The 14,788-nt window shown below is 74.9% G+C and carries 9 protein-coding genes and 7 pseudogenes; 9 read left to right on the plus strand and 7 right to left on the minus strand.

Annotated features, from left to right (window positions below; translation table 11 throughout):
• The first annotated feature begins 12 nt into the window (after positions 1-12).
• Both KPL57_RS10115 and KPL57_RS10120 read left to right on the plus strand, forming a co-directional pair.
• Positions 13-1,527: a PD-(D/E)XK nuclease family protein gene (locus KPL57_RS10115; protein ID WP_226351385.1), complete on the plus strand. Its 1,515-nt coding sequence runs from the start codon at positions 13-15 to the stop codon at positions 1,525-1,527.
• Between the two features lie 114 nt (positions 1,528-1,641).
• Positions 1,642-2,298: an ester cyclase gene (locus KPL57_RS10120; protein WP_226351386.1), complete on the plus strand. Its 657-nt coding sequence runs from the start codon at positions 1,642-1,644 to the stop codon at positions 2,296-2,298.
• A gap of 114 nt (positions 2,299-2,412) precedes the next feature.
• Here KPL57_RS10120 and KPL57_RS10125 read toward each other — a convergent pair.
• The 7 genes and pseudogenes from KPL57_RS10125 to KPL57_RS69535 all read right to left on the minus strand — a co-directional run bounded on the left by KPL57_RS10125 (position 2,413) and on the right by KPL57_RS69535 (position 8,080).
• Positions 2,413-4,033: pseudogene (locus tag KPL57_RS10125) on the minus strand (cation acetate symporter).
• Positions 4,030-4,349 (minus strand): annotated as a pseudogene (locus tag KPL57_RS10130) (DUF485 domain-containing protein). Before KPL57_RS10130 ends, KPL57_RS10125 begins: the two co-directional pseudogenes overlap by 4 nt.
• 305 nt (positions 4,350-4,654) lie before the next feature.
• A complete protein-coding gene (locus tag KPL57_RS66170; RefSeq protein ID WP_308252839.1) occupies positions 4,655-4,930 on the minus strand; it encodes a hypothetical protein in 276 nt (91 codons plus the stop codon).
• Positions 4,931-4,953: 23 nt separating this feature from the next.
• Complete coding sequence (locus KPL57_RS66175) at positions 4,954-5,307, minus strand: hypothetical protein (RefSeq protein ID WP_264197943.1); 354 nt, start codon at positions 5,305-5,307, stop codon at positions 4,954-4,956.
• Between the two features lie 37 nt (positions 5,308-5,344).
• A complete protein-coding gene (locus tag KPL57_RS10140; protein ID WP_226351396.1) occupies positions 5,345-6,172 on the minus strand; it encodes a hypothetical protein in 828 nt (275 codons plus the stop codon).
• Positions 6,173-6,664: 492 nt separating this feature from the next.
• A pseudogene (locus KPL57_RS10145) lies at positions 6,665-7,470 on the minus strand (LytR/AlgR family response regulator transcription factor); the annotation flags it as partial.
• A 1-nt stretch (position 7,471) separates the two neighbouring features.
• Positions 7,472-8,080: a histidine kinase gene (locus tag KPL57_RS69535; protein WP_308252840.1), complete on the minus strand. Its 609-nt coding sequence runs from the start codon at positions 8,078-8,080 to the stop codon at positions 7,472-7,474.
• 599 nt (positions 8,081-8,679) lie between these two features.
• On the opposite strand from KPL57_RS69535, the pseudogene KPL57_RS10155 reads away from it, so the two are divergent.
• The 7 genes and pseudogenes from KPL57_RS10155 to KPL57_RS10185 form a co-directional block, all read left to right on the plus strand.
• Positions 8,680-9,682 (plus strand): annotated as a pseudogene (locus KPL57_RS10155) (TrkA family potassium uptake protein).
• A gap of 61 nt (positions 9,683-9,743) precedes the next feature.
• Positions 9,744-10,435, plus strand: a pseudogene (locus tag KPL57_RS10160) (transketolase).
• Between the two features lie 64 nt (positions 10,436-10,499).
• Positions 10,500-11,371: pseudogene (locus tag KPL57_RS10165) on the plus strand (transketolase family protein).
• A gap of 10 nt (positions 11,372-11,381) precedes the next feature.
• On the plus strand, positions 11,382-12,245 hold the full coding sequence (locus KPL57_RS10170) for an exodeoxyribonuclease III (protein ID WP_226351387.1): 864 nt from the start codon (positions 11,382-11,384) through the stop codon (positions 12,243-12,245).
• A gap of 117 nt (positions 12,246-12,362) precedes the next feature.
• The gene (locus KPL57_RS10175) at positions 12,363-13,202 is read left to right on the plus strand and encodes a DUF4142 domain-containing protein (protein WP_226351388.1); all 840 of its coding nucleotides are present in this window, start codon (positions 12,363-12,365) and stop codon (positions 13,200-13,202) included.
• On the plus strand, positions 13,199-14,122 hold the full coding sequence (locus KPL57_RS69540) for a class F sortase (RefSeq protein WP_226351389.1): 924 nt from the start codon (positions 13,199-13,201) through the stop codon (positions 14,120-14,122). The genes KPL57_RS10175 and KPL57_RS69540 overlap by 4 nt, the downstream gene beginning before the upstream one ends.
• A pseudogene (locus KPL57_RS10185) lies at positions 14,058-14,788 on the plus strand (gamma-glutamyl phosphate reductase); the annotation flags it as partial. The gene KPL57_RS69540 and the pseudogene KPL57_RS10185, both read left to right, overlap by 65 nt.

Consider the following 14,788-nt stretch of genomic DNA (forward strand, 5'->3'; position numbering starts at 1 on the left):
GCGCACCTCGACGTGTTCGCCGACGTCGTCGCCGACTTCGCCGCCGGCGCGGACGTGCCGTCGCTCCCGGGCCTGCTCGACTACCTGGAGACCGCCGAGCAGGCGGAGGAGGGGCTGACCCCCGGCGAGGTGGAGGTCGCCCCGGACCGGGTGCAGATCCTGACCGTGCACGCGGCGAAGGGGCTGGAGTGGGAGGTCGTCGCCGTCCCGCACCTGGTCTCCCAGGTCTTCCCCGGTCGCAAGATGTCCGGGTCCTGGCTGAAGGACCCGGCCAGCGCTGCCGGTGCCGTTGCGCGGCGACGCCGACGACCTTCCGGCCTGCACCTGCCGCCCCCGGGCGCCGACCGCAAGCAGGTCGAGACCGCGCTCGACGACCACGACGACGCCCTCGACGAGCGCCGCCTCGCCGAGGAGCGCCGGCTGTTCTACGTCGCGCTCACCCGGTCCGAACGGGTGCTGCTGGTGTCCGGGCACCGCTGGCCCGCGACGGGGGAGCGGCCGAAGGAGCCGTCGGCGTTCCTGACCGAGCTCGCCGAGATCCTGGAGGGGCCCGGCGGCTCCGAGGTCGGCGTGCTGGAGCACTGGGCGCCCCCGCCCGAGATCGACGCCGGGAACCCGGCGCTCGGCGTCGAACGGACCGCTCAGTGGCCGCCGGACCCGTTCGACGACCGCGCCGACGACGTGCGCTCCGGGGCCGAGATGGTTCGCGCCGTGCTGCGCGCCCGGCGGCCGAAGCGGCCGCGCCGCGCCGCGCAGACCGACCAGCTCGCACTCGAGCTGCCCCCGGCCCCCGACCCGGAGTCCGGGGCCGGCGTGGTCGACGCGGAGGGGGATCCCGAGGGCTGGGCCGCCGACGTCGACGTCCTGCTCGCGGAGCGGGCCGCGGCCGCCCAGCGGCCCACGGTGTCGCTGCCCGGGCGGCTGTCGGTGAGCCGGCTCGTCGAGCTCGCCGACGACCCGGACGCGCTCGCCGTCCGCCTGCGTCGTCCGGTGCCGATGCCGCCCAATCCGCACGCCCGCCGCGGCACCGCCTTCCACGCCTGGCTGGAGCAGCGCTTCGGGGCGGAACGCCTGCTGGACATCGACGAGCTGCCCGGCGCCGCCGACGAGTCGGTGTCCTCGGAGGCCGACGCGACCGAGCTCGCCGAGCTGCAGGCGGCGTTCGAGGCGTCGGAGTGGGCGGGCCGCCGGCCGGTCGAGGTCGAGGTGTCGTTCGAGACGGTGCTGGCCGGGGTCGCTGTGCGGGGCCGGATGGACGCGGTGTTCGCCGACCCCGACGGGGGCTGGACGGTCGTGGACTGGAAGACCGGCGGCCTGCCCGCCGAGGACCGCAGGCAGGCGGTCGGGGTGCAGCTGGCCGCGTACCGGCTGGCGTGGGCGGCGCTGCAGGACGTCGAGCCCGACCGGGTGCGGGCGGCGTTCCACTACGTCCGCGAGGGCGTCACCCTGCGCCCGGCGGACCTGCTCGACGCCCGCGCGCTGCACGACCTCGTCGCGGGAGTGCCGACGGCGGCCGTCGAGGCATAGATTCCGTCGATCGCAGACCGTCGGAGCATCGACGGCGCGACGGGATGGCTCCGCTGTCGGGGCGCGCTGTACCGGACGGGCACGGAGACACCGGTCCCGGAAGGAGTACAGGCGATGCAGGCGCACAGGGCGATCGGGACCGTGGTGGCCGCGGGGACGGCGACGGCCGTTCTCGCCGGCTGCGGTGCGGCGGGGACCGAACCCGGGACCCCGGCCGGCCCGGCGGCGGCCGGTGCCGGGCCGGCGGTGGCGGTGGGCACGGCACCGCGCCCGGCCGACGACGCCGACCTGGTCGACCGCAGCCACGGTCTGGTCGAGCCCGGCACGGTGCACGTGGACCGGTCACTCGACACCGACGCGGCCCGACACGCCGTCGACGTCGCACAGGAGCTCTACACGTTCTGGGACACCGGCGACCGGTCCCACCTGGACCGGGCCGTCGACCCGTCGTTCGTCGACCGGACGATGCCCGCCGGACGGCCCCAGGGGCCGGACGGGCCGGTGGCCGCCTCGGCCGGGTTCCGGGCGGCGGTGCCCGACCTCCGCTGCGAGCTCGTCGACCTGTACGTCACCGGCGACACGGTCACCGCGCGACTGGTGTTCCGCGGCCGCTTCACCGGCGAGTACCAGGGTGCGCGCGGTCGCGGGCAGGCGATCGACTTCGGTGCGATCGACATCCAGCACATCGGCCCGTCGGGTCGGATCGTCGAGGACTGGCACCTGGAGGACAACCTGACGTTCCGGCAGCAGGCCGGGATCGTGCGCGGCTGAGATCCGGCCGTGGCGCCCGGGCTCCGGACAGCGGAGAGCCCGCGCCCCCGGTGACGGGGACGCGGGCTCGGCGCGTGGGGTGGTTCGGGTCGGTGTGGCTGTCGGTGTGGCCTGTCAGTGTGCCTCGGCCTTGGCGATGCCGGCACCGGTCAGGGACCGGACCTCCATCTCGGCGTACTTGCTGCCGTCGTGGCGCTTCTGCCCGATGTAGGTACCGACCACACCGAGCAGGAACGACAGCGGGATCGAGACCAGACCGGGGTTCGCCAGCGGGAACCAGGCGAAGTTCACGTCCGGGAAGATCGAGGTCTCGGACCCCGAGACGACCGGCGAGAACACGATCAGCACCAGGGTGCTGATCAGTCCGCCGTAGATCGAGTACAGGCCGCCGGTCGTGTTGAACCGCTTCCAGAACAGCGAGTACAGGATCGTCGGCAGGTTCGCCGACGCCGCGACGGCGAAGGCCAGCGCGACGAGGAACGCCACGTTCTGGTCCTTGGCCAGGATGCCGCCGACGATCGCCACGATGCCGATCACGATCGCGGTGCGGCGGGCGACCCGGACCTGGGTGGCCTCGGTGTCCTCGACGTTCCCGCGCTTGATCACGTTGATGTAGACGTCGTGCGCGAACGACGCCGACGCGGTGATCGTCAGACCGGCGACGACCGCCAGGATCGTCGCGAACGCGATCGCGGCGATGATCCCCAGCAGCACCGGGCCGCCCAGCGCGGCGGCCAGCAGCGGCGCCGCCGAGTTCACCTTGCCCGGCGCGTTGTTGATCGCCTCCGGCCCGACCAGCGCACCGGCCGCGAAGCCGATGACCAGCGTGAACAGGTAGAACAGGCCGATCAGCCAGATCGCGACCTCGACCGAGCGGCGGGCCTCCTTGGCCGTGGGCACGGTGTAGAAGCGCATCAGCACGTGCGGCAGGCCCGCGGTGCCGAGCACCAGCGCGATGCCGAGCGAGATGAAGTCGATCTTCGAGGTCAGCGACTTGCCGTACTGCTGGCCGGGGGCGAACAGGCCCTCGCCCTTGGGCGAGCCGTCCGCGGCGGCCTGCATGATCGCCGAGAAGTTGAAGCCGAACAGCGACAGCGCCCAGATCGTCATGACCAGCGCGCCCGTGATCAGCAGCACCGCCTTGATCATCTGCACCCAGGTGGTGCCGCGCATGCCGCCGATGAGCACGTAGGCGATCATCACGACGCCGACGACGGCGATCACGACACCCTGGGCGAAGGCGCCGGAGATGCCGAGCAGCAGCGAACCAGCGCACCGGCGCCGGCCATCTGCGCGAGCAGGTAGAAGAACGACACCGCGAGCGTCGAGGTGGCCGCCGCGGCGCGGATCGGGCGCTGCTTCATCCGGAACGCCAGGACGTCGCCCATGGTGAAGCGGCCGGTGTTGCGCATCAGCTCCGCCACCAGCAGCAGCGCGACCAGCCACGCGACCAGGAACCCGATCGAGTAGAGGAAGCCGTCGTAGCCGTTGATCGCGATGGCACCCGCGATCCCCAGGAACGACGCCGCCGACAGGTAGTCACCGGCGATCGCGAACCCGTTCTGGGTGCCGGAGAAGCCGCCGCCCGCGGTGTAGAAGTCGGCCGCGGTCTTCTTCGCGTGCCGGTGTTGACGTAGAACACGATCCCCAGCGTCACGACGACGAACGCCAGGAAGATCGAGATGTTGAGGGCGGGGTTGCTGTCCGCCGTCGCCGCCAGGACTGTCGTGCTCATCGGGTCCCCTCGATCTCGCCGCGGAGCTTCGACGACAGTGGGTCGAGCACGCGGTCGGCGTAGCGGATGTAGACCACGGTGATCGCGAAGGTCGACACGAACTGCAGCAGCCCGAGGATCAGCCCCCAGGTTGATGTTGCCGAGCACCGGGGTGGCCATGAAGTCCGTCGCGAAGCTCGCGAGCAGCACGTACAGCAGGTACCAGGCCAGGAACCCTGCGGTCACCGGGAACACGAACCCGCGCAGCCGGCTGCGCCTCCTGGAAGTCGGGGCTCGCCTGTGCGGCGGCCCAGTCGGGAGGCGCCCGGCGTCGGATCGCCGGGCTGCTCGTCGGACTCGGTCGTACTCACGTATGCCTCCTTGCACAAGCCACGCACGGCCACGGGACCGGACCCAGGAAAGGGCCTTCGGCCGTGTGCGGAACCCCACACGCACGCTCCGGGCGACCCAAGATGCAAGCGGCCGAGACGACCGGACGATCGAGCGCGGCACCGGACGACGAGCGGTCTTGACGACGATGTCGCCGCTACGCTAAAGCGCTCACTCTCGATCGGCCAGATGGAGCCGTAGCATCGTAGCTTCCGCGTCCGACGGAGCGTGAATCGCCCAGTGACACTGCGATCATGACGAGGAACGCGCAGGGCACCGACCACAGCGCCGCTGGGCGAGCAGCATCCCCGCGGTCCCGCCGAGCCCGAGCGCGGCACCCAGTGCCATCGAGCCGAGCGTCGCGAGGAGCCCGGTGACCATCCCGGCGTAGGCGCCCCGCGCGGTGAGCCCCTTCCACCACAGGCCCAGCACCAGCAGCGGGCAGAACGTCGACGCCGCGACGGTGAACGCCGAGGTCACCGCCGCGCTGACGTCGACGCGCACCATCAGCAGGGCCGCCGGGACCACGGCAGCCGACGCGGCCAGCGCGGTCAGCCGCAGCCGGCGCAGTCCGAGGGCATGAGGTCGTGCGCGAGCGCGCCGGACAGTGCGAGGAGCAGCCCGAGCGAGGTGGCCAGGAACGCGGCGAAGGCACCCGCGGTGAGCATCGCGGTCAGTGCCGCCGCGGTGCCGCCGCCGGTGACCCGCCCGGGCAGCGTGACGATCGCGGTGTCGTGCCCTGCGAGAGGTACAGCTCGGGGGTGAGCACCGTGCCGAGGAGCCCGTAGGACGATCGGGAACAGGTAGAACGCGCCGAGCATCGCGACGGTGATCGCCGCGGTCCGCCGGGCCCCGCGCCCGTCCGGGCTGGTGTGGAACCGCACGATGATGTGCGGCAGCCCCATCGTCCCCAGCCCGTCGCGACCAGCACCGACCAGGTCGTCAGCAGCGGCGCGTGTCGGCGGCGCCGAGCAGCGGCAGCGCCCACTCGGCGCCGCCGGGCACCGGCAGCGACGCGTGGTCGCCACCCAGCTCGGGCACAGCGGCGCCGTCGGGGAAGACCCAGACGGAGTCGGCGGCGGCGTGGTGGTGCGGGCCGGGGGCGAGCGGGACCGGCGCCCCGTCGACGACCACGACGGTCGGCTCGGTCAGCACCAGCTCGGTGTCGAGCCGGAAGTCGACCGGGGTCGCGGCGGTGAACCGGGTGAACTCCGGCGGTGCGGCCATGTCGGCCCGCAGCGCCGGGCCCGCGAGCAGCAGCAGCCAGATCGCGGGCCCGGCGAACAGCAGCAGCTTGAGCGCGAACTGGAACGCCTGCACGTAGGTGGCCGCGCGCATCCCGCCCAGCGCCAGGGTCAGCCCGACGGCGAGCCCGGACACCACGACCCGACCCAGTAGTCGACGCCGGACACCAGCGTCAGCAGCTGCCCGGCCGCGACGATCTGCGGCACCAGGTAGAGGACCGCGATCACCACGACGACTACCGCGCAGAACCGGCGCAGCGACCGCGACCCCGAGGCGGGCCTCGGCGAACCCGGGCACGGTCAGCGCGCCGGAGCGGCGCATCGGCGCGGCGACCAGCGCGAGCATCAGCAGATAGCCCGCCGCGAACCCGACCGGGTACCAGAGCGCCCCGGTGCCCTCCTTGATCACCAGCCCGGCGACGCCGAGGAACGAGGCCGCCGACAGGTACTCCCCGGAGACCGCGGCCGCGTTGAGCATCGGCGAGGTCCGCCGGGACGCGACGAGGAAGTCCGAGGTGGTCCGCATCGCCGCGACGCCCCGTGCCCGATCAGCACCGTGACCAGCAGCAGGGTGACGACTGCGGCGGCCGTCACGGCGTTCCGCGCGTTCGGCCCGGCGCAGGTGCCACCACGCCAGCAGACCGAGCAGCGGGTACGGCAGCCAGGCGACCGCGATCCAGCCCAGCGGGAGCCCGCCGACCCGCCACCGGGCCAGGTCCGGCGCGAGCCGCAGCAGCACCGGCAGCCCGAACAACAGCACCGCGGCGCAGGCCAGGGTGACCACGGCCCGGCGCAGCTGGGCCCGGCGCAGGCCGCGGGCCCGCTCGGCCAGCCCCGGGTCGAGCGCCGCGGCCGGCTGCGGGCGCGGTACGGCCGTGGCCCGCTCGGGCGGTGCGCTGACCGCGACCCGGCGCGGGCGGGAGCTCACGGCAGCCCCCGGCCGCTTCCCTGGCCCCCGCTTCCCTGGCCCCCGCTTCCCTGGCCGCCGCCGTCGCCGTCGGGGGCCGCGGTGGCCGTCGAGCGCCCCGGCGGTGGCCGCGGCGAGCAGCTGGTCGCGCAGGTCCCGGGCGTGGCGACGGCTGACCGGCACGTCACCGGCGTCGGTGGGGGCGAGGAGACCGCCGCCGGCGTCACTGCGCAGCTCGCGGACCGCGGGCAGGTGCAGCAGGAAGCTGCGGTGCACCCGCACGAAGCTGTGCGGGTCCCAGTGCTCCTCCAGCCGCGACAGCGGGATCCGCACCAGGTGCGAGCCCTCGGGCAGGTGCAGTCGCACGTAGTCGCCGTGGGCCTCGACGAAGCGGACGTCCTCGCGGCGGACGTAGCGGCTGCGCCCGGCGGCCTCCACCGGCAGCACCGCGAGCTCGTCGACACGGGGCAGCGCGGGCCCCGGCGGCTCCGGAGAGCGCGCACCGGGGGCGCGCCCGGCCGGGCGGCCGAGCGGCCCGCCCGGGCCCGGTGCACCCGGCCGAGCGCGTCCGCGAGCCGGTCCGCACCGACCGGCTTGAGCAGGTAGTCGACGGCGCCGAGGCCGTACGCGGCGACGGCGTGCTCCTCGAACGCCGTCACGAAGACGATCTCCGGCGGGGTGGCCATCGCGGCCAGCACGCCACCGAGCTCCAGGCCGTCCATCCCGGGCATGGTGATGTCGAGGAAGACGGCGTCGAACCGGCCGGTGGGGATCGCGCGCAGCGCCTCGACCGCGCCACCGGCCCGGGCGACCTCGCCGACGTCGGGCGCGTCGGCCAGCAGCGCGCAGATCTCGTCGAGGGCGGGGGCGACGTCGTCGACGGCGAGCACCCGCAGCGGTGCGGCGGAGGGGACCACCTCAGATCACCACCCCGGGCTGGAATCGCGGGATCCGCAGCACGATCCGGGTGCCCGCGCCGGGCGCGGTCTCGATGACCAGGCCGTGGTCGGGGCCGTAGACCGCGCGCAGCCTGCGGTCGACGTTCACCAGCGCCAGCCCGGCCCCCTCGGCGGTCCCGGCCAGCACGTCGCGGGCGTGCTCGGGGCTCATGCCCGGACCGTCGTCGTCGACGGTGATGACGCAGACGTCCCCCTCGGCCTCGCCGCTGACCTGCACCAGCCCGCCGTCGGCGGAGCGCTCGACGCCGTGCTGCACCGCGTTCTCCACCAGCGGCTGCAGCGCCAGCACCGGGACCGGCACCGGCAACACCTCGGGCGCCACCCGTACCTGCACCCGCAGCCGCTCGCCCAGCACCGCGCGGGCGAGGGTCAGGTAGGCCTCGACCGACCGGAACTCCCCGGCCAGCGGCACGTAGTCGCCGCGTGCGGCCAGCGAGTGCCGGATGAACTCGGCGAAGGTCTCCAGCAGGTCGCGGGCGCGCGCCGGGTCCGAGCGGACGAACGAGGCGATCGTGGTGAGCGCGTTGTAGACGAAGTGCGGCGAGATCTGGGCCCGCAGCGCGCGCAGCCGGGCGGCCTCGGCCTCGGCCTCGCCGTCGGCGCGGCGGGCGCGTTCGAGGGCGTCGGCGACGAAGGCGGCGGCCCGGCGGGCGCGGCGGACCCGACCTCACCGGCCAGGACGAGCACCGGCCCGTCGCCGACGGGCAGTGCGGTGCGGCCGGCCTCGGTGAGCCGCCGCCCGCGGGTCCGCCCGGCGAGCGCGAGGCCGTCCGAGCGGCCGGGGCCCCACCAGGAGTCGGGCAGGCCGGGCCGGACCAGGCCCGCGGCGTCGGCACCGCAGAGCCCGGCGAGCCTGCGCAACGCCTCGGTCGCGGCAGGGGACCCGGCCGGTTCGCGCAGGCCCGCGGCCACGGCGACGCCCGTCTCGAGCGTCTCGGTCGGGTCCGGACCCGGTGCGGCGGCACCGCGGAACCGGCGTGCGCTCAGCCGCGGCCGCAGCGACGTGCGCGCGGTCGGCGTCGCACGTTCGTGGTCCCCGTCGGCCGACACCTGAGTGAGGATAGGGCCCGCGCGGTCGGTGCGGCGCGACCTGGGCGCTAGCCTGCGCAGGTGATCGGCTCCACCCGGCTCAGCGCACTCGACCCGCATGTCGAGGGTGCGCTGCGGATGCCGGACACGCGGTCGGGTCCGGTGCGCTCGCTGATGACCCGCCTGGTGATCGCGGTGTTCGCGCTCGGCGCGACGACGTTGATCGTCTTCTTCGGGCGCGACGGCTACCTCGACAACAACGGTGCGGGCGAGATCTCGCTGCTCGACGCCCTCTACTACGCGACGGTGTCGCTGTCGAAGACGACCGGCTACGGCGACATCGTCCCGGTCAGCCCGATGGCCCGCGGCATCAACATCGCGGTGATCACCCCGTTGCGGGTGCTGTTCCTGATCGTCCTCGTCGGCACGACCGTCGAGCTGCTCACCGAGCGGTCTCGGCAGTCGTTCCGGATCCAGCGCTGGAGGTCGCGCGTGCGCGAGCACATCGTCGTCGTCGGCTACGGAACCAAGGGTCGTGCGGCGGTGGAGACGCTGCTGGGCGACGACGTGGACCCCGGGAAGATCGTCGTCGTCGACAACCGACCGGGCGCGGCTGGACGTGGCGTCGGGGCTGGGGCTGGTCACCGTGTCCGGCAACGCGACCCGGTCCGCGGTGCTGCGCATCGCCGGGGTGCAGCTGGCGACGACGCTGGTCGTCGCCCTGGACCGCGACGACACCGCGGTGCTGGTCACCCTGACCGCCCGCGAGCTGTCCAAGTCCATCTCGATCGTCGCCGCGGTGCGCGAGGCGGAGAACGTGCACCTGCTCCGCCAGTCCGGTGCCAGCTCGGTCATCGTGTCCGACGAGACGGCCGGCCGGCTGCTGGGCGTCGCGACCCGCTCGCCCGCGGTCGTCGAGGTGGTGGAGGACCTGCTCACCCCGGACGCCGGCTTCGCGATCTCCCAGCGCCAGGTCGAGCCGACCGAGGTCGGCGGCTCGCCGCGGCACCTGCCCGACATCGTGCTCGGCGTGGTGCGCGGCGAGCAGCTCCACCGGGTGGACTCCGCCGCCGTCGACGCGCTCGAGCGCGGCGACCAGCTGCTCTACGTCCGCAAGGCGACCCCGCCGGACGAGGAGTAGACCTCTCGGCCTGAATCGGCCCCTTGACCTGAATCGGACTTCAGGTCGCACGGTGGTGACCATGCGATCACCGACCGGCTACACCGACCTCCCCGGGCTGATGACCCGGTTGACCGGCGACGAGAAGCACGAGGCCGCCGCGACCTCCACCCTCGACGTCCTCTGGGTCCTCTACGACCGCATCCTGCGCGTCGACCCGCAGCACCCGGACGACCCCGACCGCGACCGGCTCCTGATCTCCAAGGGGCACGGCCGATGGCGCTCTACGCCGTCCTCGCCGCCCGCGGCTTCCTCGACCCCGCGACCTTCGACCGGTTCGCCGCGTTCGACTCGAACCTCGGCCACCACCCCGACCGCACCCTCGTGTCCGGCGTCGAGATCTCCTCCGGCTCGCTCGGGCACGGGCTCGGCCTGGCCGTCGGCACCGCGCTCGGGCTGCGGCTGGCCGGGCGCGACGCACGCACCGTCGTACTGCTCGGCGACGCCGAGTTCGACGAGGGGTCCAACGCCGAGGCCGTCCAGTACGCCGGCCGGGCCGGCCTCGCCGGGCTGACCGCGGTCGTCGTCGACAACAGCTCGGCCTCGCACGGCTGGCCCGGCGGGATCGCCGCGCGCTTCGCGGTCGAGGGGTGGGCGACCGTCGACGCCGACGGCCGCGACCACGACGCGCTGGAGCGGGCGTTCCGCACCGACCACGCCGACCGGCCGCTCGCGGTCGTCGCCCACGTCGAGCCGAAGGGGAGTGTCCGATGACCGGCTTTGCTCTGCTCACCGATACGCAGCACGCCACCACCTCCGAGCCCACGACCCGCCCGACCTGCGGGAACGCTTCTACGGCCTGCTGCCGGAGCTGCTCGCGTCCGACCCGCGGGCCGTCGCGCTGCTGGCCGACATCGGCGCCGGCTACATCGAGGCACCGGCCGCCGTCGCCGACCGGGTGATCAACCTCGGCATCCGCGAGCAGCTGCTGGTCTCCGCCGCCGGTGGGCTCGCGCTGGCCGGGATGCGCCCGGTCGTCCACACCTTCGCGCCGTTCCTCGTCGAACGGCCCTACGAGCAGCTCAAGCTCGACCTCGGCCACCAGGGGGTCGGTGCGGTGCTGGTGTCGGCCGGCGGGTCCTACGACATGGCGGGCGCGGGGGAGACCCACTTCGGCCCGCGCGACGTGCCGCTGCTCGACACCCTCGAAGGCTGGACCGTGCACGTGCCCGGGCACGCCGACGAGGCCGAGGCGCAGCTGCGCGCCGCCCTGCCCGGCGACGACCGGGTCTACCTCCGGCTGTCGGGCGCGTCCAACGCGCGGCCGTACGGCACCGGGCCGTCGATGACGGTGCTGCGCCGCGGGAGCCGGGGACGGTCGTCGCCGTCGGGCCGCTGGCGGACCGGACGCTCGCCGCCGTCGAGGGGCTCGACGTGACCGTGCTCTACGCGCCCACGGTGCGCCCGTTCGACACGGCGACGGTGCGCGCCACCCTGTCCGAGCCGGACGTCGTGCTCGTCGAGCCGTACCTGGCCGGGACCTCGGTGCGGCCGGTGGCCGAGGCTCTGCGCGACGTGCGGCACCGGGTGCTCGGACTCGGGGTCGGCGCGGCCGAGCTGCGCCGCTACGGCAGCCCGGACGACCACGACGCCGCCCACGGCCTGGACGTCGCGGGCATCCGGCGATCGGTGACGCGCTTCCTCTCGTAGGGTCGGGGCCGTGCGTCTGGCCACCTGGAACGTGAACTCCGCGAAGTCCCGGCTGCCCCGGCTGCTGCCGTGGCTCGACGAACGGGAACCCGACGTCGTCTGCCTGCAGGAGACCAAGCTCTCCGACGACGACTTCGCCGCGAGCTTCGACGAGGCACTGGCCGAGCGCGGCTACGCGTGGGCGCACCACGGCCAGGGCCGGTGGAACGGTGTCGCCCTGCTGTCGCGGGTGGGGCTCGACGACGTCGTCCGCGGCCTGCCCGACGAGCCCGTCTTCACCGAGGGCGGGCTCGCCGAGCCGGACGCGCGCGCCGTCACCGCCACCTGCGGCGGACTGCGGGTCACCTCGGTGTACGTGCCGAACGGCCGCAGCCCGGAGGACCCGCACTACGCCTACAAGCTGCGCTGGCTCGCCGCGCTGCACGACCAGGTGGCGGCGGGCGACCCGGACTCGACGGTCGTCGCCGGGGACGTCAACATCGCCCCCACCGACGACGACGTCTGGGACCGGTCCCTGTTCGACGGCGCCACCCACGTCACCCCCGCCGAGCGGGCCGCGCTCGCTGCGCTGCTCGGGACCGGGCTGCGCGACGTCCTGCGCGAGCGCTGGCCCGACGAGCGGGTCTTCAGCTACTGGGACTACCGGGCCGGCCGCTTCCACCAGGACCAGGGGATGCGGATCGACCTCGTGCTGGCCGGATCGGGCCCGGCCGACCGGCGCGCCGCTGTGTGGGTGGACCGCAAGGCACGCAAGGGGAAGCTGCCCAGCGACCACGCCCCGGTCGTCCTGGACCTGGACGAAGCCCCCGACGGCGACGTCGGGCCGGTCGTCCCGCCGCCGTCGGCCCCGGCGCCGCTCAGCCGTCGGCGATAGCCACTCGCCGCCCGCCAGGTCCGCCGCGCGGTTGGAGCTGCGCCACATGGGGTAGGGCGATAGCCCATAAGGCCTAGCAGTGACTCCCGGGGGATGACTCGCATGACGCGTAGGACCATGACCAGCCCGCGCCGGATCAGCCGCACCGTCGGTGCCGCCGTCGCCGCGGCCGCGCTCGTCGGACTGACCGCCTGTGGTGGCGAGACTCCGCAGGTGCCGAACCTGCCGGACAACCTGCCGCAGGTCCCGGGCGTCGGTGACCCGCGCCAGGCGTTCGGCGACGCCCACCAGAAGGCCCTCGGGCTCGCCGCGCTCGGCGGCATCGGCCTGGAGCAGGGTGTCGGGAACACGGTCAAGGAGCTCGCGCCGCAGGTGCAGGGCGAGGGCCAGCAGCTCAACGACAAGCTGCGGGGGCTGGCGTCGGCGATCGGCGTCTCGCTGCCCGACCAGGTCTCCCCGGAGATCCAGGCCCAGGTCGACGACCTGAAGGCCCGCACCGGTGAGCAGTTCGACCAGGGCTGGCTGCAGGCCGCGCAGGCCCAGGTCGGAGCGCTCAGCGACCAGGCCCAGCAGCTGCTGAACGTGCCCGGCCTGCCGCCGGAGCAGCTCGACCAGGCCCGGGCGCAGCTGACGAACCTGGGTGAGCTGAAGACCAAGCTGGACCAGGCCGCGGCCGAGGCCGGCGCCACGACCCCGGGCTCGGGCTCGGGCTCGGGCAATGCTGACGGGAACGGCGCCGACGGGAACGCCGCCGGAAACGGGACCGCGCCCGGCAACGGCTCCGGCAACGGCTCCGGCGACGGGACTGCCTCCGGTTCCGGCTCGCCCGCCGTCGACGCCGGTACCGGCGGCCAGGCGGCGTCGGCCTCCGACGTCGCGCTGCCGGTCGCGCTCGGCGGTGCCGGGCTGCTGCTGCTCGTCGCCGGCGCCATCCGGCTGCGTCGCGCCCGCGCGTGACCCGTCGGCGCCGGCGCCCGGCCGGGGGCGTCCGGGGAGCGGCCGCGCTGCTGCTCCTCGGCGTCGTCCTGCTGGGCTCCGGCGCCGGTCTCGCGCTCGGCGGTGACTCCCGCCTGGAGGCGAGCGACCTCGGCGCGGTCCCCGCGGAACCCACCGCCGCGACGCGCGCGGTGCCGGCGGCCCGGGTACTGCCGGTCCTGGCGCCGCCCGACCCGGTCGCGGTGCCCGGGGCCCCGGCCCCGATCGCGCCGCGCGAGCCGTGGACCGTCTCGGCGGTCTTCCCGCGCCCCGCGGCCGGGCCCGGCGCCGCGGCGCCGCCGGTCGTCCCGGCCGTCCTGGAGCTCCCCGCGCGCGGCCTGGCCGCACCCGTCGACGCGGTCGGCACCGCCCCGGACGGCGGGATGGTCGTCCCCGAGCAGGTGCGCACGGTCGGCTGGTGGGCACCCGGCGTCCTGCCGGGCGGCACGACCGGGAGCGCCGTGATCGCCGGCCACGTCGACTCCCGCACCCAGGGCATCGGGTTCCTGTCGGTGCTGCCGCAGCTCGTCGTGGGCGAGCCGGTCGTCGTGCGTGGTGCCGACGGCCGCACCGCCGGCTACCGGGTCGTCGCGCGTCGCGAGTACGGCAAGCACGACCTGCCCCGCGAGGTGTTCCGCCGCGACGGCGACCCGCAGCTCGTCCTGATCACCTGTGGCGGGGTGTTCGACCCGGCCGCACGGAGCTACGAGTCGAACATCGTCGTCTACGCCGTCCCGGGCCCTGATCCGTCGCCGGCCCTGCTGCGTCACGGTGAGCAGAGCGGCCTCACCGGATACCCGGTCGGCCCCTCGCCGGCGACCGCCTACCCTGACCTGCGTGAGCAGCACCGTGACCGCCCCGCAGGAGACGACCGAGGCCCCGGAGTACGCCGCCGTCCGTGAGGCCGCGCAGCGCGCCCGGGCCGCCGCCCCGGCCGTCCGCGCGGCGGGCGAGGGCCGGATCGACGACGCCCTGCGCGCCGCCGCGTCGCTGATCCCGGGACCGGGCGCACGAGCTGCTCGAGGTCACAACGCCGCCGACGTCGCGACGGCCGAGCGGAACGGCATGGCCGCGGGTCTGCTCGAACCGGCTGCGCCTGGACCCCGAGCGGCTCGCCGGCATCGCCACCCAGCTCGAGGTGCTCGCCGCGACCCCCGAGCCGCCCACCGAGTGGCCGGTCCGCACGCTGGAGACCGGCGAGCGGGTGTTCGAGCGACGCATCCCGGTCGGCGTCATCGGCGCGGTGTTCGAGGCCCGACCGAACGTGACGGTGGACGTCGCCCTCGCAGGTCCCTCAAGGCCCGCAGCGCCGCCGTCCTGCGCACCGGGTCGGCCGCGCTCGGCAGCGCCACCGCACTCGTCGAGCAGGTGCTGCGCCCCGCACTGGCCGACGCCGGGCTCCCCGAGGCCGCCGTCCAGCTCGTCCCGCTGCCCGGCCACGCCGGCGCCGAGGCACTGGTCGGGCTGCCCGACCTGGTGCCGCTGGTCGTCGTCCGGGGTTCCGGGGACGTCACCCGCAAGCTGTCGGTGCTCGGTGCGACCGCGGGCACCCGGGTGCTCGCCCACGC

It is taken from the genome of Pseudonocardia sp. ICBG601, assembly GCF_020496245.1.